General features: G+C 60.8%; 26 protein-coding genes and 1 tRNA gene. 16 read left to right on the top strand and 11 right to left on the bottom strand.

From position 1 onward, the window contains the following. Nucleotides 1–37 precede the first annotated feature (37 nt). Nucleotides 38–454 (bottom strand): META domain-containing protein, encoded by a 417-nt coding sequence (locus tag LA321_RS05710; protein ID WP_042070616.1) that lies wholly within the window; start codon nt 452–454, stop codon nt 38–40. Nucleotides 455–780: 326 nt separating this feature from the next. On the opposite strand from LA321_RS05710, the gene LA321_RS05705 reads away from it, so the two are divergent. Both LA321_RS05705 and LA321_RS05700 read left to right on the top strand, forming a co-directional pair. Continuing rightward, complete coding sequence (locus LA321_RS05705) at nt 781–2,109, top strand: DUF4910 domain-containing protein (protein WP_042070613.1); 1,329 nt, start codon at nt 781–783, stop codon at nt 2,107–2,109. 11 nt (nt 2,110–2,120) lie between these two features. Next, the gene (locus tag LA321_RS05700) at nt 2,121–2,942 is read left to right on the top strand and encodes a formyl transferase (protein ID WP_042070612.1); all 822 of its coding nucleotides are present in this window, start codon (nt 2,121–2,123) and stop codon (nt 2,940–2,942) included. Nucleotides 2,943–3,014: 72 nt separating this feature from the next. Here the strand turns inward: LA321_RS05700 and yegD are convergent, their stop codons facing one another. From yegD to LA321_RS05670, 6 genes are all read right to left on the bottom strand, one after another. Then, the gene (gene yegD, locus LA321_RS05695; protein WP_042070611.1) at nt 3,015–4,391 is read right to left on the bottom strand and encodes a molecular chaperone; all 1,377 of its coding nucleotides are present in this window, start codon (nt 4,389–4,391) and stop codon (nt 3,015–3,017) included. Nucleotides 4,392–4,484: 93 nt separating this feature from the next. Next, nucleotides 4,485–5,474 carry a 2-hydroxyacid dehydrogenase gene (locus LA321_RS05690; protein ID WP_042070609.1) on the bottom strand — a complete coding sequence of 330 codons (990 nt, stop codon included), beginning with the start codon at nt 5,472–5,474 and terminating at the stop codon, nt 4,485–4,487. Between the two features lie 76 nt (nt 5,475–5,550). Next, nucleotides 5,551–6,231: an SDR family oxidoreductase gene (locus LA321_RS05685; RefSeq protein WP_042070608.1), complete on the bottom strand. Its 681-nt coding sequence runs from the start codon at nt 6,229–6,231 to the stop codon at nt 5,551–5,553. Between the two features lie 19 nt (nt 6,232–6,250). Continuing rightward, the gene (locus tag LA321_RS05680; protein ID WP_026457162.1) at nt 6,251–6,718 is read right to left on the bottom strand and encodes a CreA family protein; all 468 of its coding nucleotides are present in this window, start codon (nt 6,716–6,718) and stop codon (nt 6,251–6,253) included. Nucleotides 6,719–6,787: 69 nt separating this feature from the next. Beyond that, nucleotides 6,788–7,642, bottom strand: a complete 855-nt coding sequence (locus LA321_RS05675; RefSeq protein WP_042070606.1) for a type 2 periplasmic-binding domain-containing protein — start codon at nt 7,640–7,642, stop codon at nt 6,788–6,790. Between the two features lie 183 nt (nt 7,643–7,825). Beyond that, nucleotides 7,826–8,212: a TraR/DksA family transcriptional regulator gene (locus tag LA321_RS05670; RefSeq protein ID WP_026457164.1), complete on the bottom strand. Its 387-nt coding sequence runs from the start codon at nt 8,210–8,212 to the stop codon at nt 7,826–7,828. A gap of 465 nt (nt 8,213–8,677) precedes the next feature. Between LA321_RS05670 and LA321_RS05665 the strand changes: the two genes are divergently transcribed. The 9 genes from LA321_RS05665 (at nt 8,678) to LA321_RS05625 (ending at nt 17,821) form a co-directional block, all read left to right on the top strand. After that, nucleotides 8,678–10,009 carry a glutamine synthetase family protein gene (locus LA321_RS05665; protein WP_042027284.1) on the top strand — a complete coding sequence of 444 codons (1,332 nt, stop codon included), beginning with the start codon at nt 8,678–8,680 and terminating at the stop codon, nt 10,007–10,009. A gap of 139 nt (nt 10,010–10,148) precedes the next feature. Next, on the top strand, nt 10,149–11,510 hold the full coding sequence (locus LA321_RS05660; protein ID WP_042070605.1) for an aspartate aminotransferase family protein: 1,362 nt from the start codon (nt 10,149–10,151) through the stop codon (nt 11,508–11,510). 53 nt (nt 11,511–11,563) lie between these two features. Next, the gene (locus LA321_RS05655) at nt 11,564–12,661 is read left to right on the top strand and encodes a polyamine ABC transporter substrate-binding protein (protein ID WP_082043388.1); all 1,098 of its coding nucleotides are present in this window, start codon (nt 11,564–11,566) and stop codon (nt 12,659–12,661) included. Between the two features lie 119 nt (nt 12,662–12,780). Further along, entirely contained in the window at nt 12,781–13,866 is a 1,086-nt protein-coding gene (locus LA321_RS05650) for a polyamine ABC transporter substrate-binding protein (RefSeq protein ID WP_042070603.1), read from the top strand. A 78-nt stretch (nt 13,867–13,944) separates the two neighbouring features. Continuing rightward, on the top strand, nt 13,945–15,099 hold the full coding sequence (potA, locus tag LA321_RS05645) for a polyamine ABC transporter ATP-binding protein (RefSeq protein WP_042070602.1): 1,155 nt from the start codon (nt 13,945–13,947) through the stop codon (nt 15,097–15,099). Continuing rightward, nucleotides 15,096–16,001 (top strand): ABC transporter permease subunit, encoded by a 906-nt coding sequence (locus tag LA321_RS05640; protein ID WP_042027291.1) that lies wholly within the window; start codon nt 15,096–15,098, stop codon nt 15,999–16,001. The genes potA and LA321_RS05640 overlap by 4 nt, the downstream gene beginning before the upstream one ends. Beyond that, on the top strand, nt 15,998–16,840 hold the full coding sequence (locus tag LA321_RS05635; RefSeq protein WP_026457636.1) for an ABC transporter permease subunit: 843 nt from the start codon (nt 15,998–16,000) through the stop codon (nt 16,838–16,840). Before LA321_RS05640 ends, LA321_RS05635 begins: the two co-directional genes overlap by 4 nt. 45 nt (nt 16,841–16,885) lie before the next feature. Continuing rightward, nucleotides 16,886–17,590: an MOSC domain-containing protein gene (locus LA321_RS05630; RefSeq protein WP_042070600.1), complete on the top strand. Its 705-nt coding sequence runs from the start codon at nt 16,886–16,888 to the stop codon at nt 17,588–17,590. Nucleotides 17,591–17,744: 154 nt separating this feature from the next. Then, a tRNA-Pro gene (locus LA321_RS05625) sits at nt 17,745–17,821 on the top strand. A 358-nt stretch (nt 17,822–18,179) separates the two neighbouring features. On the opposite strand, the gene LA321_RS05620 is transcribed toward LA321_RS05625, so the two are convergent. Beyond that, complete coding sequence (locus LA321_RS05620) at nt 18,180–18,707, bottom strand: AbiTii domain-containing protein (protein WP_026457638.1); 528 nt, start codon at nt 18,705–18,707, stop codon at nt 18,180–18,182. 124 nt (nt 18,708–18,831) lie between these two features. Further along, nucleotides 18,832–19,296: a thioesterase family protein gene (locus LA321_RS05615; RefSeq protein WP_042027294.1), complete on the bottom strand. Its 465-nt coding sequence runs from the start codon at nt 19,294–19,296 to the stop codon at nt 18,832–18,834. Between the two features lie 132 nt (nt 19,297–19,428). Here LA321_RS05615 and recQ point away from each other — a divergent pair, with 132 nt between their 5' ends. Beyond that, complete coding sequence (gene recQ, locus LA321_RS05610; protein WP_042070599.1) at nt 19,429–21,264, top strand: ATP-dependent DNA helicase RecQ; 1,836 nt, start codon at nt 19,429–19,431, stop codon at nt 21,262–21,264. A gap of 84 nt (nt 21,265–21,348) precedes the next feature. Here recQ and LA321_RS05605 read toward each other — a convergent pair whose 3' ends face one another. Continuing rightward, complete coding sequence (locus LA321_RS05605) at nt 21,349–21,651, bottom strand: c-type cytochrome (RefSeq protein ID WP_042070598.1); 303 nt, start codon at nt 21,649–21,651, stop codon at nt 21,349–21,351. Between the two features lie 103 nt (nt 21,652–21,754). Here LA321_RS05605 and LA321_RS05600 point away from each other — a divergent pair, with 103 nt between their 5' ends. From LA321_RS05600 to LA321_RS05590, 3 genes are all read left to right on the top strand, one after another. Next, nucleotides 21,755–23,182 carry a protein adenylyltransferase SelO gene (locus LA321_RS05600; RefSeq protein ID WP_042070596.1) on the top strand — a complete coding sequence of 476 codons (1,428 nt, stop codon included), beginning with the start codon at nt 21,755–21,757 and terminating at the stop codon, nt 23,180–23,182. A gap of 10 nt (nt 23,183–23,192) precedes the next feature. Next, nucleotides 23,193–23,480: a DUF3630 family protein gene (locus LA321_RS05595; protein ID WP_042070595.1), complete on the top strand. Its 288-nt coding sequence runs from the start codon at nt 23,193–23,195 to the stop codon at nt 23,478–23,480. Between the two features lie 94 nt (nt 23,481–23,574). Then, complete coding sequence (locus LA321_RS05590) at nt 23,575–24,249, top strand: 7-cyano-7-deazaguanine/7-aminomethyl-7-deazaguanine transporter (RefSeq protein WP_042027298.1); 675 nt, start codon at nt 23,575–23,577, stop codon at nt 24,247–24,249. A 272-nt stretch (nt 24,250–24,521) separates the two neighbouring features. Here the strand turns inward: LA321_RS05590 and rraA are convergent, their stop codons facing one another. After that, complete coding sequence (rraA, locus tag LA321_RS05585; RefSeq protein WP_026456861.1) at nt 24,522–25,007, bottom strand: ribonuclease E activity regulator RraA; 486 nt, start codon at nt 25,005–25,007, stop codon at nt 24,522–24,524. A gap of 306 nt (nt 25,008–25,313) precedes the next feature. On the opposite strand from rraA, the gene LA321_RS05580 reads away from it, so the two are divergent. Next, nucleotides 25,314–25,964 carry a chromophore lyase CpcT/CpeT gene (locus tag LA321_RS05580; protein WP_042070593.1) on the top strand — a complete coding sequence of 217 codons (651 nt, stop codon included), beginning with the start codon at nt 25,314–25,316 and terminating at the stop codon, nt 25,962–25,964. Nucleotides 25,965–26,020 lie beyond the last annotated feature (56 nt).

Raw genomic sequence — 26,020 nt, 5'->3', positions numbered from 1 at the left:
GGCAACATGTTCCTGTTTGTGATGCGGCTTTTGAGCGTCAAAACACCCAGTCACGCAATTGGTATTCCAAACGGTGCTGCTTGCCCTGCAGGATCAGGGTCTGGCTGTCGCCGCTCAGACGCGCCCCCTCGGTCAGGGTGGTGAGCACCGCCTGTTCGATGGCATCGAGGGGCGGCGTGCAGGCCCTGACCGTGCTGCCGAGGCTGGTGACCCACAACTTGTCTTTTTTCAGATGGCCCTGGCCGAAGTAACGGTTGCAACCTGCGATGCCGTTGACGGTGAAGTGCTCGCCGATCTCGAGGTCGGGAGGATTGTCGCGCACCGAGGCGACCGGTTGGCCATCCAGCTTGCTCAGCACCCAGTGATGATGTTGCAGATCCTGCTGGACAAAGGCAGTCGAGCTGCATCCGGCGAGCATGAAAAGGGGGATCAGCAGGGTGGGCAATCTGGACATATCAAGGCTCCGTTGGGGGGAGCGACAAGCATATCCTGTCGGGACCATTTGCAGCAGGGGCAGAGGAGAGCAAGCCGACCGCTTCTGTCGCCGCCATTTCGCACCTGTGTCGTTAAATAGCGACATCTATCTGCTTTTTGCCGGCAATGTGCCCGATCTGCTGGGTAAACAGCCGGTCTGGCAACAGACAACAGAATGCCAGCTCCCCATGCAGACAACAGATGATCAGGGGCGTTTGGGAACGTGCACCCGTCGGTCATTTGGTGCCATCAATGCCGGGTGTGATAAAGTGCCGCAACGATTAACGCCTTGATGAAACATATAAAATGACCACCGAGCAGCTGGACTCACTGTTTGACCGCCTGTTTCCCATCTGTCGCAGCATCTCGGGGGCGGGGCTGCGCGAGAGTCTGGCCATCTTTGCCGAGCAGATGCCATTGCAGCTGGAGAGCACGCCCTCCGGCACCCAGGTCTTCGATTGGACTGTCCCGCACGAATGGCATATCGATTCGGCGACACTGACTGCGCCAGATGGCCGCGTGGTGGCCGATTTTGCCGATCACAACCTGAGGGTGGTCAATTATTCGGCGCCGGTTGAGGGGCGCTATTCGCTCGAGGCGTTGCGCCCCCGGCTTCATACCCTGCCGCATCTGCCGGATCTGATCCCCTACGTCACCTCCTATTACCAGCCAAACTGGGGGTTCTGCCTCACCCACAACGAGCTGGCGCAGCTGGCTCCCGGTGACTATCAGGTGCGCATCGACAGCCGGTTCCAGGCCGGCGAGATCAATTACGGCACGGCCCTGCTGGGCGGCGAGAGCCGGCAGGAGTTTCTGCTGTCGAGCTATCTGTGTCACCCCAGTATGGCGAACAACGAGCTGAGCGGCCCTCTGGTGCTGCTCGGCTTGTACCACAGGCTGGCTCGCTGGCCGAAGCGACGGTTCAGCTACCGCTTCGTGCTGGCGCCCGAGACCATAGGGAGCCTCTGCTACCTGCATCGTTATGGCGAGCACCTGAAGTCCCACTGCATCGGTGGTCTGGTGCTGACCTGTCTGGGAGGGCCGGCCAGTGCCCTCTCCGTCAAGCTGGCGAGGCAGGAGGAGTGCCTGCTCAACCAGCTGGTACGCCAGCTGGCCAGCGAACAGCCCGAGCGCTGGGTGGTCCGCGAGTTCACCCCCTGCCACGGGTCGGACGAGCGCCAGTACTGCTCGCCGGGCTTTGACCTGCCGGTGGTGCAGGCGGCCCGCACCGTCTACGGCAACTTTGCCGAATACCATACCAGCGGTGATACCAAGGAGTTCATGCAGATCTCCCGTCTGATCGAGGCCATCGATCAGCTTGAACAACTGCTGTTGCAGCACGAGAATGCCGGGGTATTCGAGCGTACCAACCCCTACGGTGAACCCCAGCTCGGCAAACGGGGGCTCTACCCCAACCTGAATTCGCCTGCGAGCTATAGCAAGTCGAGCGATCAGCTGCTGGATGGCCGTACCCAGCTGATGGCGATGCAGTGGATCCTGAATCTGGCCGACGGCCGGCACACGCTGCTGCAGATGGTGCGTCGTGCCAGGATGCCGCTGGCCACCCTGCTGGCCGTGGTACCCTTGCTGGAAGAGGCTGAGCTTATCCGGTTTACTGCCCCGCAGTGCCGCTGACAGGAGAAAACATGTCGATAGTCCTGATTACCGGGGATCACCCCCGCCACCGCTACCTGGCGCGCCAGGTAATGGCCAGCGGCCTGCCGGTGACCTGGTTCGCCGAACGGCGGGAATTCTTCACCCCGGCGCCACCGGCTCATCTGAACGGGCGCCTGGCCGCACTGTGGCAACACCACTTCCGCCTGCGTGACGAGTGCGAGCAGCACTATTTTGCCGCCCAGGGGGCACCGCTGGATGCGGCCATCAGCATCGGGCACGACGAGCTGAACGGGCCCGAGATGATCCGCCGGATCAGCCAGTTGCAGCCCAGGCTGCTGCTCTCCTACGGTTGCCACAAACTCTCCCCCGAGTTGCTGAACTGCTTTGACGGCATGGCGTGGAACGTGCACGGCGGCCTCTCGCCCTGGTACCGTGGCTGCATCACCCACTTCTGGCCCAGCTACATGCTGGAGCCCCAGATGACGGGGATGACCCTGCACGAGACGACCGAGGCCATCGATGGCGGCAATATCCTCTACCAGACGGCTGTCACGCCGCGACGTGGCGATCGGCTACATGATCTGGCCTGCCGGGCCGTCAGGGAGTTTTGCGATACGCTGCCTGCCGTGCTCGGAACCCTGCTGGCCCGGGAGCAACCCGTGTCAGGCATCGCCGCCACCAGCACGGGGCGTATCTGGACGGCCCGCATGTGGCAACCCCAGCATCTGGAGGTGGTATACGGCCAGTTCGAGGACAAGATAGTCGACTACTGTCTCGATTCCGGCATCGCCATGCCGCCGGCCAGGTTGCTTTGCGTCGACGGCCTCGACATGACCAGCCCTCAGCCCTGAGGGTCTGCATGAGAAACAACAGGGAGGCCATTGGCCTCCCTGTTGTTTTGTGGCACTCCTGAGCCGGGGCGGTTATTCCCCCTGGTTCGCCGAAGCGAACAACCGCTCCGCGTAACGGGCCAGACCGGCGGCGACCGAGCCGAAGTCATCGCCCCCTTCCAGCGGAATAGCCGGGAGCTTCTGGCGGATAAAGCTGGCGATCAGCGGCGAGCGGGCGCTGCCGCCGGTGACGAAGATGCGATCCGGCTGCACGCCGGCGGCGGCAATGGCCTCATCCATCAGCTCGCCGATCTTCTCCAGCAGCGGCGCCGAGGCGCAGGCCAGTTGCTCGCGATTGAGCTCGGCCGCCAGCCCTCGCTCCAGCTCGTCCAGGGACTGGCGGTTCAGATCCTGCTCCGAGAGGGCGATCTTGCCCTGCTCGGCGCGCCACACCAGCTGGTGGCTCAGCTTGTGGGCCCGCAGGTTGGCAAGGCGAGAGAGCTTGCTGCCGGGCTGGCTGTCGAGCTGCAGATCCTGCAGCTGGCGGGCGGTATCCAGGCTGTAGAAGCGGCTCTGGGCGCTGACGTCGTTGATGGCGGCCGCATCCCAGAACAGGGGGTGGGGCAGCGGCTTGCCGGTCTTGAGGGTCTCGTGCATGCCGAGCAGCGGCATCATGCCTTCCACCGTCAGGCGGATGTCGAAGTCGTTGCCGCCGATGCGCTGGCCGCTGTGGCCGAGCAGATCGCCGCTGCGATCCAGCTGGTCGCGGTAACTCGGGCCCATGCGCAGCATGGAGCAGTCTGTGGTACCGCCGCCGATATCCACCACCAGTACCACGGAATCTTCGGTGAGGCGCGCCTCGAACTCGAAACCGGCCGCCACCGGCTCGTAGAGAAATTCCACCTGCTCGAACCCGGCGAGGCGGGCCGCCTCGGTCAGGATGGCGATGGCCTGGCGGTTGCTCTCTTCCCCTGCCAGCCCCTGGAAGTTGACCGGGCGACCGATCACCGCCTGGCGGATGGGGGCTCCGGTCTGCTGCTCCGCCTGCTGGCGAACGTGCAGCATCATGGCGCAGACGATGTCTTCGAACAGGGCAATCTGGGGAGCCTTGAGACCATAGGCGCCGAGGAAGGATTTCGGCGACTTGATGTAATAGCCCTCGTCCGGCTCCTCCAGATAGCGCTCCAGCGCCGCGGTGCCGAAGCTGAGCTCGTCGATCAGCCCCTCTTCCCGCATCTGGCGGCGCACGCTCTGGGCCCGGGTGACCACGGGGCCGCGCAGCTTGAGGTATTCCGCCTGACGGGTCGGGGCCAGCCCTTCGGCCAGCAGGCCCGCGATGGCATCCCGATGGGGGGCGTGCAGGGTGGAGGGGAGATAGCGAGAGGCGCCGAGATTGAGCAGCCTGGGGCTGCCTTGCTCCATCACGGCAACGGCACAGTTGGAGGTACCGTAATCAAATCCGATAAACATGGGCAGCCAGACTCCTGAATAAAAAGGGGGGCTAGCCTACCCGATGGCGCCGGGTCTCACAACCCGGCGCAGGGTGAAGAATGGGGTTATCCCTTACTCCACCTCGTGGTCGCAGCGACCCTGGCCGTCAAGCGCCCGGATGTTGCTGAGGGTGGTATCGGCGATGGCGTGCAGCGCCTCGCGGGTCAGGAAGGCCTGGTGACCGGTGAACAACACATTGTGGCAGGCCGACAGACGGCGGAACACGTCATCGGTGATCACCTCGTTGGACTTGTCGGCGAAGAAGAGATCTTCCTCTTCCTCGTAGACGTCCAGCCCCAGGGCGCCGATGCGGGCGGTCTTGAGTGCCTCGATGGCGGCGTTGGAGTCGAGCAGGCCGCCCCGGCTGGTGTTGATGATCATCACCCCGTCCTTCATCTTGTCGAACGCCTCCTTGTTCAGCAGGTGGTAGTTCTCCTTGAACAGCGGGCAGTGCAGGCTGATGACGTCGGACTGGCGGAACAGGGTGTCGAGATCCACGTACTCGGCCCCCAGATCGAGCGCCGCCTGATTCTGGTACGGGTCGCTTACCAGCAGCCGCATGCCAAATCCCTTGAGGATGCGCAAGGTGGCGATGCCGATCTTGCCGGTGCCTATGATGCCGGCGGTGCGGCCGTGCATGTTGAAGCCGACCAGCCCCTCCAGCGAGAAGTTGGCGTCACGAGTGCGCTGATAGGCCTTATGGATGCGGCGGTTGAGGGTCATCATCAGCCCCACCGCGTGCTCGGCCACCGCCTCCGGTGAGTAGGCCGGTACCCGCACTACCTTCATCCCCAGCTCCCTGGCGGCAGCCAGATCCACGTTGTTGTAGCCGGCGCAGCGCAGGGCGATGACCTTGGTGCCGTTGGCGGCCAGCTCGGTCAGGACTTCGCGATCCGCATCGTCGTTGACGAACAGGCAGACGACCGGGAAGCCGTGAGCCAGTCGGGCTGTCTTGGCCTCCAGACGAACATCAAAAAACTCCAGGTCGAAGCCGTACTGGCTATTGGCCTGGTTGAAATGCTCTTTGTCATAGCTCTTGCTGCTGAAAACGGCGACTTTCATGTTGGAACTCCGTATCGGTTGATGGCGTCACGTTACTACAAACCGTGATCCTGATCACCATGCCCGCATGACGTACTCACTCCAGCTCGAACGGTGGCCGGAAGGTCATCTCGTGGACGATCACGTCCGCCGGCAGGCCAAGCAGGGTGGTGATGGTGGTAGCCACGCTGGCGGGTTGCATGTAGTGAGGCTTGGCCTCGGCCCGAAACGGGGTATCGACACCGCCCGGGTAGAGGGTCGAGACCTTGATACCGTGGGGCTGGGCCTCCTTCATCATCACCTGGCTCAGGCTCGCCAGGCCGCTCTTCATGGTGCTGTAGATGCCCATGGGGGTGGGGTGGCGCAGGGCGCAGGTGCTCACCACGTTGATGATGTAACCGTTGCCGCGCGGGATCATCTCGCGCAGGGCCTCGCGTCCGAGCAGATAGGGGGCGCGCAGATTGAGGGAGTACTGCAGCTCGAACTCTTCCAGCGTGGTGTCGGCGATCGGTGCCTTGCGCGGGTTGGCGCCGGCGTTGTTGATCAGCACATCGACCTGCCCCAGCGTTTCGCGAGCCCGCTGATAGAGGGCCATGGCCTGCGGGGGATCGGTGAGATCGGCGGTGCTGCCGAGACAGCCGGTGGCGGCCATCAGCTCGGCCAGGGCAGCCTCATTGCGGCCGGTGGCATAGACCCGGTAGCCGCGTGCGCACAGGTCGTGCACCAAGGCGTGGCCGATGCCGCTGGTGGCGCCGGTGATCAGAACGGTTTCGTACATGCTTGCCTCCTTGCGGGGATCAGCCCCAGGGCATGATGGGCACAGCGCTGACGGCGCTCTTGTAGGAGCCGTCCACCAGCTTGGTGCTGTAGGTGAGATAGACCAGCGCATTGCGCTTCTGGTCGTAAAAGCGCACCACCTTCTGCTCCTTGAACACCAGGGAGGTACTAACGTCGAATACCTCTTCCCCCGCCTTCAGCTTCTCGGGCAGGGTGATGGGGCCGATCTGGTGGCAGGAGAGGGAGGCGTGGGACGGATCTTCCGCCAGCCCCAGCCCGCCCTTAACGCCGCCGGTCTTGGGGCGCGCCAGATAGCAGGCGACGCCGTCGATTCTGGGGTCATCGAACGCCTCCACCAGGATCTTGTGGTTGGGGCCGAGCAGCTTGAACGAGGTGCTTACCTCGCCGACGGGATCGGCCTTGTCGGCGAGGGCCGGCATGGCCAGCAGACAACCCGCCAGCAGCAGGCTCATCTTGGTCTTTTGCATATCAACTCCTGGGCGCGGTGGAGAGTGGCCAGCCCGGCGTTGGGGCGGCCGCTTGCGACAAACGCCCCTTTAGCGGGGCGGATATTGCCAATATTGGGCCGGAATGCGTTGGAGCAAGGGGGTCATGTCCGGATTATCCAGCTTGATGGTGACCCGCTGATCCAGATTGGCGCTGGCCAGCGCCTCGCGGATCCTGGGGTTCTCATTGAAGAACTTCATGAAGCTGCCGTCGGCGTAGGCCCGCTCCAACCCGGTCTGAATCGCCTTGGCCAGCTTGGGATTGTTGGGACTGACGAAGAAGAACTGAGCGAAGGGGTAGCGCAGCAGCAGGTGCTGCTCGATGGCGAGGCGGGGGTATTGCTCGGCCAGTTCGCCATGCTCGGCGAAGATCTCCACCAGGCTGCGGGGGAAGAAGTCCACCTTGTCGCCGTCGTTGATGAGGCGGAACAGGTTGCTGTAGCGACCCGAATAGGTGGGGATGCCGGCATTTTCCAGGATCCTGTTGTCGGCCCAGCCGACACCCTGCAATGCCTTCATCTGCTTGAGATCGGCCAGGGTGTTGATCTGGTTGAACTTCTCCTGGGCATCCTGGTGGATGAACGAGAGGCGAAGCCCTTCCAGCCCGCGAAACAGCGGGATCGGGATGGCGATGAGGGCGGATTCGAGAGCACTGGAGGTACCCATCCAGAACACATTGATCTTCTTGCCCTTGACCAGCTGCTGCTGCAGGGTGAACTGGTTGAGATCGAGTTCGACGGGGTCGATGCGAAAGGGTTGTCCGGAGCGGGTCAGGGCCAGTTCCAGCAGCTTGATCTGGTACTCCTGATCCAGGCTGTTGATGGGCCGGCTGGGGATCTTGACCTGCAGAACCTGTGCTTGTGCCAGCAGGGGCAGACACAAGCACAGCTTGATGAGCCATTTCACTCTCTGTTCTCCTCTAGAATCCGGGGCTAGCCCGGAGTCTATCAGAACTTCTCCGCGATCTTGTGGCGAAGTCATGAGCAAGGCGTGTTCGCCGTCAGGCTCGCGGTTCATCGAGATGAACCGGATACCTTGGGCCGTGCTGCCTGCCCGCGATTCACCGCGGATCGCGACGGTCTACAGAGATCAGGCGACGCGGCGGAATACGTGAGTGTCGTTGAATTCCTTGGTGCTCTGGCACTCGACGCAGAAACGGGATTCTGGACGAGCCTGCAACCGCTTGAGAGAGATCTCGTCACCGCAGGATTCGCAGTAGCCGAAGTCTCCTTCGCTGATGCGCTTCAACGCGCCACGCAGTTTGCGCAGGTGCAGTTTGTCGTGCTCGATGCGGTTCAGCTCCAGACGGCGGGCCTCCTCGATGCTGGCACGGTCAATTTCATCAGCCATCTCGTTGGTATCGGTGGCGATGGCCTGGCTGGCCTGGGAGTTGAGGCGTTCCTCGAGCTCGACGATCTGTTGCTCGATCTGCCCCTTGTAAAAGGCCAGTTGGTCTTCAGTCATGAAATCACACATACGATTTACTACCAGTCAGTTTACTAACCCAATTATCCCTGTTTATGGGGGCTGTCTGCCTGCAGACCAAGCCCTTGTGTCCGATTTGCACCCGAATCGTGCAAGAGAGTGCAAATCAGGGCGGGCCTTGTACCAAAAAAATGCAGCCAAGCAAAGCAAATGGGACAAGGATTGTGCGCCCTTGCAAAGAAAAGCCCATTCGGACCACTGTTCGGCCGGGTTCTGTCGCGTCCTGAAACCCCTGTTGGCACTGGCTTTGCAATGAGCTGAGTCCGGGATGAAGTGTTTAGTATTTGGTGCCGTCTTGGTCATTATATGCACCGATATTTATATTTTTTTAAACAGTTCACCTTGACATTGCCCTTGATGGCGGGCTTTTATGGTGATGTTGATTACAATTTGATAACAAGGGTGTTCCATATATTAGACACCCTTGCCAATGACAATCGAAAGTCGGGGTTTAACATGGACAGTATCAAAGGCTGGATGGAGAACAATCGCATCACGGAGGTGGAGTGCCTGTTTCCGGATTTCACCGGCAACGCCCGGGGCAAGATCATCCCAGCCAACAAGTTTCTACGCGAGGGGGGCATGCGCCTTCCCGAGGTCATCTTCACCCAGACGGTAACCGGCGAATACCCGGACGATGACAGCATGATCGACCCGCTGGAGCGGGACATGCAGCTCTATCCCGATCCCAACACCATCCGCTTCGTGCCCTGGGCACTGGAGCCGACCGCCCAGGTGATCCACGACTGCTTCGACGTCAATGGCAAGCTGATCGACATCGCCCCCCGTTCGGTATTGCGCCGGGTTCTGTCATTCTACGAGAAGCAGGGCTGGAAGCCGGTGGTGGCGCCCGAGCTGGAATTCTACCTGGTGACCCGCAACGAAGACCCCGACTATCCCCTGGTGCCTCCGGTGGGACGCAACGGTCGCCCGGAGACCGCCCGCCAATCGTTCAGCATCGATGCGGTCAACGAATTCGACCCCATCTTCGAGGACATGTACGACTACTGCGAGGCCCAGGAGCTGGAGGTGGATACCCTGATCCACGAATCCGGCGCCGCCCAGATGGAGATCAACTTCCTGCACGGGGATGCCATCGATCTCGCCGACCAGGTGTTCCTGTTCAAGCGCACCATGCGGGAAGCGGCTCACCGCCACGGCATCTACGCCACCTTTATGGCCAAGCCGATGAGCAACGAGCCCGGCTCCGCCATGCACATCCACCAGAGTCTGGAGGACATGGACGGCCGCAACCTGTTCGGCACCGAGAGCGGTGGCCACTCCGAGCTGTTCATGCACTTCATCGCCGGGCTGCAGAAATACACCCCGGCGGTGACCGCCCTGCTGGCGCCGAACGTCAACTCCTATCGCCGCCTCACCTTTGGCGAGAGCGCGCCGCGCAACGTGCAGTGGGGAGTGGAGAACCGTACCTGCGGGTTGCGGGTGCCCTTCTCCGAGCCCAATGCCCGCCGGGTGGAGAACCGCTTCGCCGGTGCCGATGCCAACCCCTATCTGGCGCTGGCTGCCACCTTGGCCTGCGGCTATCTCGGCATGATGGAGAAGCTGGACCCGCTGCCGGAGATGAAGTCGAGCGCCTACGAGCTGCCCTACAGCCTGCCCCGCTCGCTGGAGGAGGCGCTCAGCCATCTCGAGCAGTGCGAGCCGATCAAGGAGATGCTGGGCGAGCGCTTTACCCGCGCCTTCGTGGCGGTCAAGCGCAAGGAATACGAGACCTACTTCGGGGTGATCAGCCGCTGGGAACGGGAATTCCTGCTGCTGAACGTGTGACCCGGATGCGTGCCCGTCACGCATCCCCCCTGTGGGGAGGCTGAACCTCCCCGCTCATATCGAGAGTGCTGGCAGCGCGCCAGCAGCCTCTCGATTCACGAAACAAACCGCTTGAGTCGAAGGAACCGAGGAGCAAGAAATGCAGCACACCACCCGTGAGTGGCAGCAACTGGATGCCAGCCACCACCTGCACCCCTTTACCGATTTTCAGGCCCTGAACAAGAAGGGCTGCCGCATCATCACCAAGGCCGATGGCGTCTATCTGGAGGACTCCGACGGCAAGCGCATCCTCGACGGCATGGCGGGGTTGTGGTGCGTCAACATGGGTTACGGCCGCCAGGAGCTGGTGGAGGCTACCACCCGCCAGATGCAGCAGTTGCCCTACTACAACCTCTTCTTCCAGACTGCGCACCCGCCGGTGATCGAGCTGGCCACCCTGCTGACCGAGGTGACGCCGGCCCATCTCAATCACGTCTTCTTCACCGGCTCGGGTTCCGAGTGCAACGATACCGTGCTGCGCATGGTACGCCACTACTGGGCCAGCAAGGGGCAGCCCGACAAGCAGGTGATCATCAGCCGCCACAACGCCTACCACGGCTCCACCGTGGCGGGGGCGAGCCTCGGCGGCATGAAGGGCATGCATGCCCAGGGTGGCTTGCCCATCCCCGGCATAGTGCACATCGATCAGCCCTACCACTTCGGTGAGGGGCAGGGGATGAGTGCCCACGAGTTCGGCCTGGAGCGTGCCCGCCAGCTGGAGAAAAAGATCCTGGAGCTGGGGGTGGACAAGGTGGCCGCCTTTATCGGCGAGCCGATCCAGGGGGCCGGCGGCGTCATCATTCCGCCCGACAGCTACTGGCCCGAGATCCAGCGCATCTGCGATCAGTACGGCATCCTGCTCATCGCCGATGAAGTGATCTGCGGGTTTGGTCGTACCGGCCACTGGTTTGCCAGCGAAGGGTTTGGCATCAAACCGGACCTCATGTGCCTGGCCAAGGGGATCACCTCCGGCTATCTGCCGCTGGGTGCCGTGATGGTGAGCGATCGGGTCGCCAAGGTGCTGGTGGAGGAGGGGGGCGAGTTCAACCACGGCTTCACCTACTCGGGTCACCCGGTGGCCTGCGCCGTGGCGGTAGCCAACATCCAGCTTATGCAAAACGAGAGCATAGTTAAGCGAGTGCATGATACTATCGGCCCCTATTTGCAGCGTCGCTGGAGCGAGCTGGCCGACCATCCTCTGGTGGGCGAAACTCGCGGCAAAGGTCTGGTGGCCGCGCTGGAAATTGTCCGGGACAAGCAGACCAACCAGCGTTTTCCGGCCGAGGCAAATGCCGGAATGACGTGTCGGGAATTCTGCTTTAACAATGGCTTGGTGATGAGGGCGGTCGGCGATACCATGATCATATCGCCCCCCTTGGTCATCACCGAGGAACAGGTTGATGAATTGGTCAAGCTGGCAAGGCTCAGTCTGGATCTGACTGCTGCGAAGCTGAAGGGATAGCTGGTGCCAGGCAGGTTGGCATGCGCATACAATTTGCTTAGGAGACAAGGATGATGTCTTTCAAAACGGGAGTGATCGCTGCCTCTGTGGCGTTGGTCATGGCAAGCGCCGGAGCAATGGCTGAAGAGAAGGTGTTGCACGTCTACAACTGGAGCGACTACATCGCCTCGGATACCCTGGATAACTTCCAGAAGGAGACGGGCATCAAGGTGGTCTATGACGTGTTCGACAGCAACGAGGTATTGGAAGCCAAGTTGCTGGCAGGCAAGTCTGGCTACGATATCGTGGTGCCGTCCAACCCCTTCCTGGCCAAGCAGATCAGGGCGGGCGTGTTCCAGAAGCTGGACAAGTCCAAGCTCCCCAACTGGCAAAATCTGGATGACAATCTGCTCAAGGCGCTCGAGCCTAGCGATCCGGGCAACCAGTACTCCATCCCCTATCTGTGGGGCACCATCGGCTTTGCCTACAACCCCGAGAAGGTGAAGGCCGTACTGGGTGACAAGGCCCCGGTGGATTCCTGGGATCTGGTGTTCAAGCCGGAAAACATGGCCAAGCTCAAGGAGTGCGGCGTCTCCTTCCTCGACTCGCCGACCGAAATGCTGCCCGCGGCCCTGCAATACCTGGGCTTCAAGCCGGATAGCCAGAAGCCGGCCGAGCTGAAGAAGGCCGAGGAGCTGTTCCTCTCCATTCGCCCCTATACCGCTTATTTCCACTCCTCCAAGTACATTTCGGATCTGGCCAACGGCAACCTGTGTGTGGCGGTCGGTTACTCCATGGACCTGCAACAGTCCAAGGCACGTGCCGCCGAGGCCAAGAATGGTGTCGCGCTGACCTACATCATTCCGAAGGAAGGCGCTGGCAGCTTCTTTGACATGATCGCCATTCCGGCCGATGCCAAGAACGTCGAATCTGCCCATACCTTCATCAACTATCTGATGAAGCCGGAGGTGATCGCCAACATCACCAACCAGATCCAGGCCCCGAACGGCAATAAGGCTGCCACTCCGCTGGTGGATGAGGCGATCCGCACCGATCCGGGTGTCTACCCCGATGCGGCGACCCTGCAGAAGATCTACACCTTCCCGGATCTGCCGGCCAAGGTGCAGCGGACCATGACCCGCAGCTGGACCAAGATCAAGTCCGGCAAGTAAGTGACGAGTGCTCCTCCCGGTCCGCAGTTCGGCCGGGAGGATTGTGATGCCATCCCTTCGGGATGGGCCGCGCGAAGGGATGCGCAGCCGGAATACCACAAAACAGGAGAACTGACACAGTGCATACTACCAAGTTGATCACCCTTGCCCTGACCATGGGGCTGGCGAATGTGGCCCAGGCAGCCCCTGTGGTGCACTTTTACAACTGGTCCGATTATATCGGCGAGACGACCCTCAGCGATTTCCAGCAGGCGACCGGGATCAAGACCGTCTATGACGTGTTTGACTCCAACGAGACCCTTGAGGGCAAGCTGCTGACGGGACGGACCGGGTACGACCTGGTGGTGCCTTCCAACAATTTCCTGGCCAAGCAGATCCAGGCGGGGGCGTTCCAGAAACTGGACAAATCCCAGCTGCCCAATCTGGCCAACCTGGACCCCGTGCTGCTCGGCCAGCTCGACAAGGTGGATCCGGGTCAGCAATACGCGGTGCCCTATCTGTGGGGAACCAATGGCATCGGCTACAACGTCGACAAGATCAAGGCGGTGCTGGGGGTCGACAAGATTGACTCCTGGGCCACCATCTTTGAACCGGAAAACATGGCAAAACTCTCCCGTTGCGGTGTCGCGTTTCTCGACTCCGCCGACGAGATGATCCCCGCCGTCCTCAACTACCTCGGACTCGATCCCAACAGTCACGAACCGGCCGACATCAAGAAGGCCGAGGCTCAGTTGCTGAAGGTGCGGCCCTATGTGGCCTACTTCCACTCCTCCAAGTACATCGGCGATCTGGCCAATGGCGACATCTGCGTGGCGGCCGGTTTCTCCGGCGACATCCTGCAGGCGGCGGCGAGGGCCGAGGAAGCGGGCAAAGGGGTGAATATTGCCTACAGCATCCCGAAGGAGGGAGCCAACCTCTGGTTCGACATGATGGCCATCCCGGCGGATGCCCACAATGTCAAAGAAGCCCACGCCCTCATCAACTATGTCCTGCGGCCCGAGGTGATCGCCAAGATCAGCAACTATGTGGGCTATGCGAACCCCAACGCCAAGGCCGGAGAGTTCATGGATGAGGAGGTGCGCAAGGATGAGCGGGTCTACCCGCCTCAAGCGGTGCTGGAGCATCTGTTTGTGCAGGAGGCACATCCACGTGCGGTACAGCGCCAAATGACCCGGAGTTGGACGAAGATCAAGTCCGGAACCTAACTTTGGTGCCCGCTCTGGGGCGCCAGATCGCTTTTATGAATCGACCCTCTGGTCGGTGTCACGCTTGGGAGTTTGGTAATGGCGATAGCCTCCAGTGCCTACAAGAAAGCCCTCGAGGGCAGTCAGCAGCGCAAAGAAGTGCTGGTCAAGATCGATCGGGTCAGCAAGCAGTTCGATGAAACGCTGGCGGTCGACAATGTGTCGCTCAACATCCACAAGGGCGAAATCTTCGCCCTGCTCGGAGGGTCCGGTTCGGGTAAATCCACCCTGTTGCGGATGCTGGCCGGGTTCGAGCGCCCCACCGAGGGACGTCTGTTCCTCGACGGGGTCGACATCACCGACATGCCGCCCTACGAGCGCCCCATCAACATGATGTTCCAGTCTTATGCCCTGTTCCCCCACATGACGGTGGCGCAGAACATCGCCTTCGGCCTCAAGCAGGATGGCCTGCCCAGGGCCGAGATCGATGCCCGGGTGGAGGAGATGCTCAAGCTGGTGCAGATGACCCAGTATGCCCGCCGCAAGCCGCACCAGCTCTCCGGTGGTCAGCGTCAGCGGGTGGCCCTGGCTCGTTCCCTGGCCAAGCGCCCCAAGCTGCTGCTGCTGGACGAACCCATGGGGGCACTGGACAAGAAGCTGCGTTCCCAGATGCAGCTGGAGCTGGTCGAGATCATCGAGCGGGTCGGCGTGACCTGCGTCATGGTGACCCACGATCAGGAAGAGGCCATGACCATGGCCGAGCGGATCGCCATCATGCATCTCGGTTGCATCGAGCAGATCGGCAGCCCGATGGACATCTACGAGACCCCGGCCAGCCGACTGGTGTGCGAGTTCATCGGTAACGTCAACCTGTTTGACGGTCTGCTGGTGGAGGATGAGCAGGACCACGCCACCATCGCCTGTGCGGATCTGGAGCAGCCCATCTATGTGGGCCACGGCATCAGCTCCCGCGCCGAGAACAAGAAGGTGACCTATGCCCTGCGGCCGGAGAAGCTGCTGATGAGCCTGCAAAAACCGGTCGAGATCGAGCACCCCGATTTTAACTGGACCAAGGGCGAGGTCTATGACATCGCCTATCTGGGCGGCCACTCCGTCTATTACATCCAGTTGCCCTCGGGCAAGATCGTTCAGGCTTTCATCGCCAACGCCGAACGCCACGGCAAGCGGCCGACCTGGGATGACCAGGTGTTCCTCTACTGGGAAGATGACAGCGGCGTGGTGCTGCAATCATGAATGCATTGAAACGACTGAAGATATTGGGCGGGCGCCAGTTGGTGATCGGCATCCCGTTCTTCTGGCTGTTCCTCTTCTTCCTGCTGCCCTTCATCATCGTAGTGAAGATAAGCTTCGCCGAAGCAGATGTGGCGATCCCGCCTTACACCGATGTGGTGAGCTGGGCCGACAACCAGCTCACCATACTGCTCAACATGGGCAACTATCTGCTGCTGCGGGAAGATGAGCTCTATATCGCGGCCTATCTCGGCTCTCTCAAGATGGCCTTCATCAGCACCCTGCTCTGTCTGCTGATCGGCTACCCGATGGCCTATGCCATCGCCCGGGCCAACAAGGAGACCCAGACCGTTCTGCTGCTGCTCATCATGATGCCGACCTGGACCGCGATCCTGATCCGGGTCTACGCCTGGATGGGCATCCTCAGCAACAACGGCCTGCTCAATAGCCTGCTGATGGGGATAGGCCTCATCGACGAGCCGCTGCAGATCCTCAACACCAACCTGGCGGTCTACATCGGCATCGTTTACTCCTACCTGCCGTTCATGGTGCTGCCGCTCTATGCCAACCTGGTCAAGCACGACCAGAGCTTGCTGGAGGCGGCTTCCGATCTCGGTGCTCGCAACCTCACCCGTTTCTGGCAGATCACGGTACCGCTCTCCAAGAACGGCATCATCGCCGGTTGCATGCTGGTGTTCATTCCTGTGGTGGGCGAATTCGTAATTCCGGAACTGCTGGGCGGCCCGGAAACCCTGATGATTGGTAAAGTGCTGTGGCAGGAGTTCTTCAACAACCGCGACTGGCCGGTGGCCTCTGCCCTTGCGGTGGTGATGCTGGCGGTGCTGATCGTCCCCATTATCCTGTTCAACCGCAACCAGGCCAAAGAGCTGGAGGGTAAAGCATGAAGCGCTTCGGTTTTGCCAAATTGATGCTGTGGCTGGGTCTGCTGTTCATCTACTTGCCCATGGTCATCATGGTGATCTACTCCTTCAACGCCTCCAAGCTGGTGACCGTATGGGGTGGCTGGTCGCTGAAGTGGTACTTCGGCCTGCTGGACAACAAGCAGCTGATAGGCTCAGTGCTGCGCTCGCTGGAGATCGCCTTCTACACCGCGATTGCGGCGGTGGCGCTGGGGACGGTGGCGGCCTTTGTGCTGACCCGGATCCCTCACTTCCGCGGCCGGACCATGTTCGGCGGCATGGTGACGGCGCCGTTGGTGATGCCCGAGGTGATCACCGGTCTCTCCCTGCTGCTGTTGTTCGTGGCCATGGCCCAGCTGGTGGGCTGGCCCGCCGAGCGGGGCATGGTGACCATCTGGATTGCCCACACCACCTTCTGTACCGCCTATGTGGCGATCGTGGTGTCGGCCAGGTTGCGGGAACTGGATCTCTCCATCGAGGAGGCGGCCATGGATCTGGGGGCCAAGCCCTGGAAGGTGTTCTTCCTGATCACCATCCCGATGATCGCCCCCTCGCTGGCGGCGGGCGGCATGATGTCGTTTGCCCTGTCGCTGGATGACCTGGTGCTGGCGAGCTTTGTCTCCGGCCCGGGCTCGACCACGTTGCCGATGGAGGTCTTCTCGGCGGTGCGTCTCGGCGTGAAACCCGAGATCAATGCGGTTGCTAGCCTGATCCTGCTGTCGGTATCCCTGTTCACCTTTGGCAGCTGGTATCTGATGGCCAAGGCGGAGAAACGCCGCCGCGCCGAGATCGCCATGACTGCCCAGATGCAGGCTGTCGCCTGACCTCATGTTAAGATCCGCCTACTCTCGTCAATTCGGAGGATGAGTATGCGGATCTCTCTCTTTACCGGCCGTGGTGCCGAACTGGTGCCCGGTCTCACTACAGCTATCCACAAACACCCCGCCACGGCGCCGCTGTTTTGCGGCCAGCTTGGAGTGGAGGGGGATGAGCAAAGCGATCAACGTCATCACGGCGGCCCGGATCGGGCGCTGCACTACTATCCCGCCGATCACTACCCCTGGTGGCAGACCTGGCAAACCGCGCTGGGCTTGCCCGCACCCAAAACGCCATGGCAACCCGCCGCCTTTGGCGAGAATCTCTCCGGTGTCGGGCTGACCGAAGCACAGGCCTGCATCGGCGACGTCTATCGACTCGGCGAGGCGCTGATCCAGATAAGTCAGCCCAGATCGCCCTGTTTCAAACTCAACCAGCGTTTTGGCTATGGTCAGATGTCCCTGGTGATGCAGCTCAGTGGTCGCTGTGGCTGGTTGCTGCGGGTGCTGGAGGAGGGCATGGTTGCACCGGATCAGACTCTGGAGCTGGTGGACAGGCCCTACCCCGAGCTGACGGTGAAGCGCACCGCCGATATCCTGTTCAATCAGGTACGCAACGAAGCCGATCTACTGCTGTTGCTGGAGAACCCGGCGCTGTCGCCCAACTGGCGTCAGAATGCGGCCAGCTGGCTGGAGCACGGGATGGTGGCTGACTGGCGACCCCGTTTACTGGGGCCCGAATCGCTGCAGTTGCCTTGATCCCGGTTGCCGGAATGTCATCACCTGGCTGCATTCCGGTAAACTCGTGCGTAAAACGCTGAATAGTTGAGCGAACGGCAGTTTTTTTCCCTTTTAATGCAAAAAAGGCTTGTGTCGGGTCGGGGCTTTCGGTAAATTCCCGTCCCGCAGACATCGGTGTGTAGCGCAGCTTGGTAGCGCACTTCGTTCGGGACGAAGGGGTCGGAGGTTCGAATCCTCTCACACCGACCACATTTGAAAAGGCCGCTCAATGAGCGGCCTTTTCGCATTTCTACTCTCTCCACTTCTTCTCTCTACCAACCGGCCAGTTCTCTTTCTTGACGTGGCTTGGGCCAGCTAGTTCCGCATCCGGAATATCTGGGGCATTCCCGGGCCGAGCACTGCAGATGATGGCTGAGTCGTGACTGTATTTTGTGATCACAAGAAGTGGACGAGTGTTGAGTGGCAGGGGGGATTGCAGCAGGCATGAAAAGGGCCACCGCCCGGTGGCCCATGGGTGGAGTCTGATCCTGACTCCGGCACTCTCAGATTGTGGCAATCTCGCTATGGGTCTTGTCTATAGTGCCCTCCTTGCGCGCCAGGCGCTTACTCAGATATGCCAGTGCTGATGCCGCAATGCCTTGAAGCTGTGCTGAGGTTGCAAGGCCGCGTGCTTGGGGTACTCACTAATGAAATGTTCGATTCCCTCCATCAGTTGTGCACGTAATGAAATCACGGGCTCATGCCAGGCTTGCAGGCATAGATGGCCGGGGATCAGCTGCTCCTGATAATCTTCCAGCAGCTGTTCTGGCCAGGGCTCAATACCGGAATTGCGTTGCAGCAAATAGTGGGCGGCGGGTTCACGGGCATAGATGAACTGAATTTGGGCCAGATCGCGTTGGCATAGCGTTTGACTGTTGATATGACAGGTCAAATATTTTCCCGTCTTCAGATCCAAAAAGTGACCGCGTTGCCGGCAGGGAACGATGCGATACCAGGGCAAGGGCGAGGAGAGCGCATAGCCCTCAAGCTCCTGTTCCAGCCAGTGACGACACTCGGGTGTCTGCACCTCGTCGAGCATGGACTCGATACGCATCAACAAGGCTCTGGATGGTGTGGTCGCCAGTTTCGCACTCATCGCCTGCAATCCTCCCTCTGCAAACAATCCCGGATCTCAGTATGGCTCTTTATCGGGCGGAGGGGGTAAGGAATCTAATGATTAAAAGTGGATTAACAGAGTGGTTTTTATGCATTAAGCGGGCTCATCCAACCAGATAGGTACCGGTTCCGAAGGCGATATGGGTCCCCTCCTCGTTGTGCAGCTCCATACGGGCAACGGCGACCTTGCTGCCAGCGCGGATGATGTGGGCGGTGGCGATGAACTCGTTGCCGCGCCCCGGCCGCAGGTAGTCCACCCGCAGGTCGATGGTGCCGAGGCGGGAGAAGCGCTCCTTGAGGTAGCTGGGGGAGAAATCCTCCAGCTCGTCGATGCAGGAGGCGGCGACTATCATGCCGCCCGCCACATCCAGCAAACTGGCGGTGACGCCGCCGTGCAGAATGTTGTGGAAGGGGTTGCCGATGAGCTTCTCATCCATCCTGATGCGCAGCTCCACCTTGTCGAAGTCGTAGTGGGTCACCTGCATGCCGATCAGCTTGTTGAACGGCATCTTCTCGGCGAACAGGTTGGCAATGCCACTGAGCGCCATCTTCTTGAGCATCTGTTTCATTCTTGATCCCGATCCCTGTCAGCAAAGCCGAGTAAAAACTCCAGCCAGTCTGCAACACTTCCTTAACAGTCGCAATGGCAGGTTTATTGTGGACGGCGGCTGCTTTAGAATGGCGACCCCAAAGGAGAGCCCATGACTGCGATTGCCGAAACCCTGCCTGACCCCCAGCCAGAGACACCGCTAGCCCTGTTGCAGGCGGTATTCGGCTATCAGCAATTTCGGCCGGGCCAGCTCGAGATCATCGAGCAGATAGTGGCGGGGCGCGATGCCCTGGTGCTCAAGCCCACCGGCGGCGGCAAGTCGCTCTGCTACCAGATCCCGGCACTGCTGCGACCGGGGCTCGGGGTGGTGGTCTCTCCCCTCATCTCGTTAATGAAGGATCAGGTCGACACCCTGCGTGCCAACGGCGTGGCGGCGGTCTATATCAACTCGGCTCTGAGCCGGGAGGAGATGATCCAGAACTTTGCCGCCATGCGCCGCGGCGAGATCAAACTGGTTTATGTTTCCCCCGAGCGCTTGCTGCAGCATGAGTTCATGGACCGGCTGGCCGAGCTGCCGCTCGGTCTGTTCGCCATCGATGAGGCTCACTGCGTCTCTCAGTGGGGGCACGATTTTCGGCCGGAATATGCGGCGCTCGGGCGGCTCAAGCAGTGGTTCCCCCAGGTGCCCGTGGTGGCGCTCACCGCCACCGCCGACGAGGCGACCCGCAGCGACATGCTGCACCGGCTGGAACTGAACGATCCCTTTATCCACACCGCCAGCTTCGACCGGCCCAACATCCGCTATAGCTTGGTGGAGAAGTTCAAGGCGGCCGAGCAGCTGCTGCGTTATGTACAGAGTCAGAAGGGCAACTGCGGCATCGTCTACTGCTCCAGCCGCAACCGGGTGGAGGAGGTGGCCGAGCGGCTCTCCCGCCACGGCTGCAAGGCGGCCCCCTATCATGCCGGTCTGCCGCTCGAGCAGCGCCAGCAGACCCAGGAGGCTTTCCTCAAGGATGACGTCGAGATAGTGGTGGCGACGGTGGCATTCGGCATGGGCATCGACAAGCCCAACGTGCGCTTCGTGGTGCACTACGACATCCCCAAGAACATCGAATCCTACTATCAGGAGACCGGTCGCGCCGGCCGCGATGGCACCCCGGCCGAGGCGCTGCTGCTCTACGATCCCGCCGACATCGGCCGGGTGCGCCGCCTGCTCGACAACATCGAGAATCCCCAGCAGCTGCAGGTGGAGCAGTACAAGCTCAACGTGATGGCGGCCTTTGCCGAGGCGCAGACCTGCCGGCGCCAGGTGCTGCTCAACTACTTCGGTGAGTACAACGACAAGCCGTGCGGCAACTGCGACATCTGCCTCGATCCGCCCAAGAGCTATGACGGCACCGAAGACGCCCAGAAGGCACTCTCCTGCGTCTGGCGGGTGGGCCAGAACTTCGGGGTAGGCTATGTGGTGGAGGTGCTGCGCGGCTCGCTCAATCAGCGCATCAAGGATCACGGCCACGACAAGCTCTCGACCTACGGCATCGGCAAGGATCAGAGCCACGAGTACTGGATGAGCGTGATCCGCCAGCTGATCCACAAAGGCCTGCTGACCCAGAACATCACCCGCAACCTGGTGTTGCAGCTGACCGAGGCGGCCCGCCCCGTGCTGCGCGGCGAGGTGAAGCTGGAATTGGCGGTACCCCGCCTGCAGCCCATCTCCAGTCGCAAGGAGAAGCGCAACGGCCTGCTCGACAACGCCAACTACGACAAGCGGCTGTTCAAGGAGCTGCGCGCCCTGCGCAAACAGATCGCCGAGGATGAAGAGGTGCCGCCCTACGTGGTGTTCAACGATGCGACCCTGGTGGAGATGGCACAGCTCATGCCGATGACGGAAGACGAAATGCTGGCGATCAACGGCGTCGGCCATCGTAAGCTGGAACGCTTCGGTGAAGCCTTTATGGACCTGATAATCGACTACTGCCGGCGCTAGGATCGATTAGCGAAGCATCATCGACCGTGGCAGACTCAGACCGGCACATCAGGGGGAAGGCGCCCATTATCCGGACGCCGTGAATTATTTCAGGCTGGCGTAATAGGCCGCCAGGTTCTCCATGTCGGCATCGGTGAGCGGGGCCATGAAGGGAACCATCAGTGGCTCCTTGCGACTGCCATCCTTGAAGGCTTTCAGCTGTTTCAACAGATAGGCCTCCTGTTGGCCTGCCAGGTGAGGATAAACCGGCACGCTCGCTTTGCCTGCGACGCCGTGGCAGGCTGCGCACACCGCAGCCTTGGCCTTGCCAGCCTCGATATCCGCCGCCCTGGCGTTGTGTCCCCAGGCCATAGCCAGCAAAGGCAGGGCATACACCCATTTCTGCATCTTCTTCTCCTTGATATGAAATACGCGATCGCCTGTTAGCCGGAAATGGCCGGGGGCGGTATAAAGAGTGACACGAGCATACGCAGGGACGACCCGCATCACCATGAAGTTGATCAACACTTTTGCCACCGAACTGCCCTGGGCCTGCGAGCCCGTCGCCCCCCAACCACTGCATGCCCCCGGCCTGCTGCACCTCAACCGTGCGCTGCTCGGCGAGCTGGGGCTGGGGGCGGTGAGCGAGGCCGACTGGCTGGCCTGCTGTGGTCATGGGCAGCCTTTGCCCGGCATGCAGCCGGTGGCCCAGGTCTATGCGGGCCATCAGTTCGGCGGTTACAGTCCGCGCCTTGGTGACGGACGGGCACTGCTGCTGGGAGAACAACTGGCGCCGGATGGCCAGCGCTGGGATCTGCATCTGAAAGGGGCGGGCAAGACACCCTTCTCCCGCTTTGGCGATGGTCGTGCCGTGCTGCGCTCCAGCATTCGCGAGTATCTGGCCTCCGAGGCGCTCCATGCCCTCGGCATCCCGACTACCCGGGCGCTGGTGCTGGTGGGTAGCCAGGAGCCGGTCTACCGCGAACAGGTGGAGACGGGGGCGACCGTGCTACGCACCGCCTCCAGCCACCTGCGCTTCGGCCACATCGAGTATTTCGCCTGGAGCGGGCAGGGGGAGAAGATCCCCTTGCTGATCGATTATCTCCTTCGCCACCACTTCCCCGAGCTGAGCGACGGAGCAGAGCTGTTTGCCGAGGTGGTGCGCCGCACCGCGCGGCTCATCGCCAAGTGGCAGGCTGCGGGGTTCTGCCACGGGGTGCTCAACACCGACAATATGTCGCTGCTCGGACTGACTCTGGACTATGGCCCCTACGGCTTCATCGACGCCTATGTGCCGGACTTCGTCTGCAACCACTCGGATCCGGGCGGTCGCTACGCCCTGGATCAGCAGCCGGCGGTCGGCTACTGGAACCTGCAAAAGCTGGCCCAGGCGCTGGCGGGTCATGTCGAGGGAGACGCCCTGGCGTCGGCCCTGGCCCAGTATGAACACCAGTTGATGCTGCACTACTCCGAGCTGATGCGGGCCAAGCTTGGGCTGGTGGTGTGGGAGGACGATGATCCGGCGTTGTTTCGCGAGCTGTTCCGACTGCTGGCGGCACACAAGGTGGACTACCACCTGTTCCTACGTCGGCTGGGCGAACTGACCCGACAGGGGGAGTGGCCCGCCTCCCTGCTGGCCTTGTTGCCGGATCCTGCCGCTTGGCAGGGGTGGTTGACGGACTATCGTGAGCGCCTAGCCCGGGAGGGGAGCGAGGACGCTGTCCGCAAGACGAAGATGGATGCGGTCAATCCGAAATATGTGCTACGCAATGCCTTGGCCCAGCAGGTGATAGAGGCTGCAGAGCGAGGGGATATGATGCCGTTTGAGCGGCTGTTTGCAGTCTTGCAAAACCCCTTTGATGAACAGCCTGAATATGAGGAGCTCGCCACGCCGGTTGTCGCTTGGTATTGCGGTGGCGAGCTGTCGTGCAGCAGTTGAGAGGCAAGGAATGAACTGGCGAATTACACAGACAGATACGGACGCCGGCGTGGTGATGCTGGCGTGTGATGGGCTTGAGTGGGACAACTTTCCCGCCCGTGCCGAGTTGTTGCTGGCCGCGTGGGAGCTGGTTGTGATCGAACGGGAATGGGGGGCAGACCGCCACAGCTGGCTGTTGGAATTTGAAGGCAGCCGGCTGCGACTCGAGTATGAACACTACAGCGGTTGCTGGCTGACCGCGGTTCACCCGGCCGATCAGGAGGTGCTGTTCTGGCTTGCTGAACAGCATAAAGATTGAACTATCGATAGGGGGCGGTATAATGCCGCCCCTCAATTATCGCCAATGGTGGCGGTATGGGTTCCCTAACCCCATTAACCAAAAAGGTCACAATATGAATCTGACCCCTGCTCAGCACCAGACGGCGCTGGTGCGTCTCTCGTTGTTCCACATCCTGATCATTGCCAGCAGCAACTATCTGGTTCAGCTGCCGATCACCATCTTCGGCTTTCACACTACCTGGGGTGCGTTCAGCTTCCCGTTTATCTTTTTGGCTACCGATCTGACGGTGCGGATCTTCGGTGCCGGCCTGGCGCGCAAGATCATCCAGACCGTGATGTTGCCCGCTCTGGCTATCTCCTATGTGCTCTCGGTGCTCTTCTTTGAAGGGAGCTTCCAGGGGGTCAGCCATCTGGCCGAGTTCAACCTGTTTGTGGCACGCATCGCCCTGGCCAGCTTTATGGCCTATCTGGTGGGGCAGTTCATGGACGTGGTGGTGTTCAACCGGTTGCGGCTGCTCAAGCACTGGTGGATTGCGCCGGCTGCCTCCACCCTGTTTGGCAATCTGGTGGATACTATCACTTTCTTCAGCATCGCCTTCTGGCGCAGCACGGACCCCTTCATGGCTGAACACTGGGTCGAGATCGCGACCGTGGACTATGTATTCAAGCTGCTGATAAGCCTGGGGTTGTTCGTTCCGCTCTATGGTGTATTGCTGCGTTACCTCAGCCGTAAGCTGGTGGGCGAGGCTGGATTGGCCAGCCTGCAGACGGCCACACGACAAGCCTGACGAAATTGACCACCCTTAGCGGTGGTCAATTTTTTTGCTTTTTTGGCAAATAAGGGTTGCACAGTTAAATGAGAATGATTATTGTTAACTTGTTTTCCGGGAAAGACTTCATTTGTTCCAACGTGATGGACTTCTTGTGAAGGCACGACATTGCTCACATTGCTTCCAGTTAAAGGGCCAGTTTTTACTGGCCCTCTTTTTTTGTCTGCGTCTGGCGGAAAGCGGCCATAAAAAACGGGAGCCTTGGCTCCCGTTGTCACTCTGGTTGCGGCTTACTCGATATCGAGCGCCTCGGGGGAGAGAATCACCCCAGTCGTATCCGCGTAGAGATGGTCATCCGGCAGGAAGGTGACACCACCAAAGTTGACCGGCAGATCTGTCTCGCCTACGTCCTTGCTGTCGGCACCCACGGGAATAGCCGCCAGTGCCTGAATGCCGATATCCAGATCTTCCAGGATGTCAACTTCGCGCACGCAGCCGTAGCAGACGATCCCTTCCCATTCGTTTTCGGCCGCCGTGGTGGCGATCTCGCTGTCTATCAGGGCGCGGCGCATGGAGCCGCCGCCATCGATCAGCAACACGCGGCCGACGCCGTTCTCTTTGACGATTTCACGGATCAGGCCGTTCGATTCGAAGCATTTGACCGTGGTGATGACGCCGCCGAAAGAGGCGCGGCCGCCGAAGGAGCAGAGCATGGGTTCGAGCACATCCACCATATCCTGATAGATGTCGCACAGTTCTGAAGTGTTGTATTCCATTGTGTCAAATCCACCGCCGGAAACAGGTGGATCCAGTATAAGGAGTGAGCCCGGCATTTCAATGAATATTCCTTGAACAGGCCGGCACGCTCCCGCTTTTGTGCCAGCACCTGCACCATGTTGCCAGCCGGTGTCGCTTTCTTGTCTGGCCGACCAATATTGGCGGGGAAGGGGATTGTCATCATATCCGTATGTCTCTTCCCGCAAGGTTTTTGCCCCAGAGTGGCCAGGATTTGATCCTGATGGCTGTTATTGACGGGATTCGCTCATATAATCGCCGCCACTATGATGATTCGGAAGGATTCGATGGCAAAGTTGCTGGCGGCCGTACTCGGGCTGCTCTGCTCCTGTCTGGCGTTGGCAGGAATATCCCCCGGGAATGGTTCGCCCACGTCGAGCATGGAGCCCCTGCTCTCCTGGTTCAGCGGAGAGTTCTCGAGCAAGGAGCAGGCCAGCTATGATAGCCGCTTTACCAGCGCTGAACTGCGGCTGATGGAGATCTGGCGCGGCCGCCAAGGCTATCGCTGGGTATATGCCGAGCAATATCTGACCCAGCGTGCGGTGCGTCCTTTTCGCCAGCGCATCTACCGCTTCTCGCCTGCGCCCGACGGACGCATCCTGATGGCCGAGCTGACCATGCCGATGGCGATCGATTTTGCCGGCGCCTGGCACAATCCTGCCCTGCTAGACACCCTGACGCCTCAGCAGCTCTCCTTGCGCCAGGGGTGCGAGATCTGGCTGGCGCGCACCTCCGCCGGCGAATATGCCGGCCATACCCGGGTCGGGCACTGCGCCACCAACTTTGGCGGGGCTGCGACCCTGGTGCAGCATATCTGGATTGGGCCGAACAGCGTCAGGCTGCTGGATCGGGCATATGATCTGAAAGGCAAGGCGCGCTGGGGCAGCCCGGGAGAGGGATACGTCTATCTGCGCCGGAGCGAAGAACGCGGACAATGATCCGGTTATCTGGTAGGTGAATTTGGGATGTAAAAAAGGCGCCCAACGGGCGCCTT

It is taken from the genome of Aeromonas enteropelogenes (assembly GCF_020097295.1).
GTDB classification, from domain to species: domain Bacteria; phylum Pseudomonadota; class Gammaproteobacteria; order Enterobacterales; family Aeromonadaceae; genus Aeromonas; species Aeromonas enteropelogenes.
Note: the sequence above shows the minus strand (reverse complement) of the source record. Positions and strands in the feature narration are given on the sequence as shown.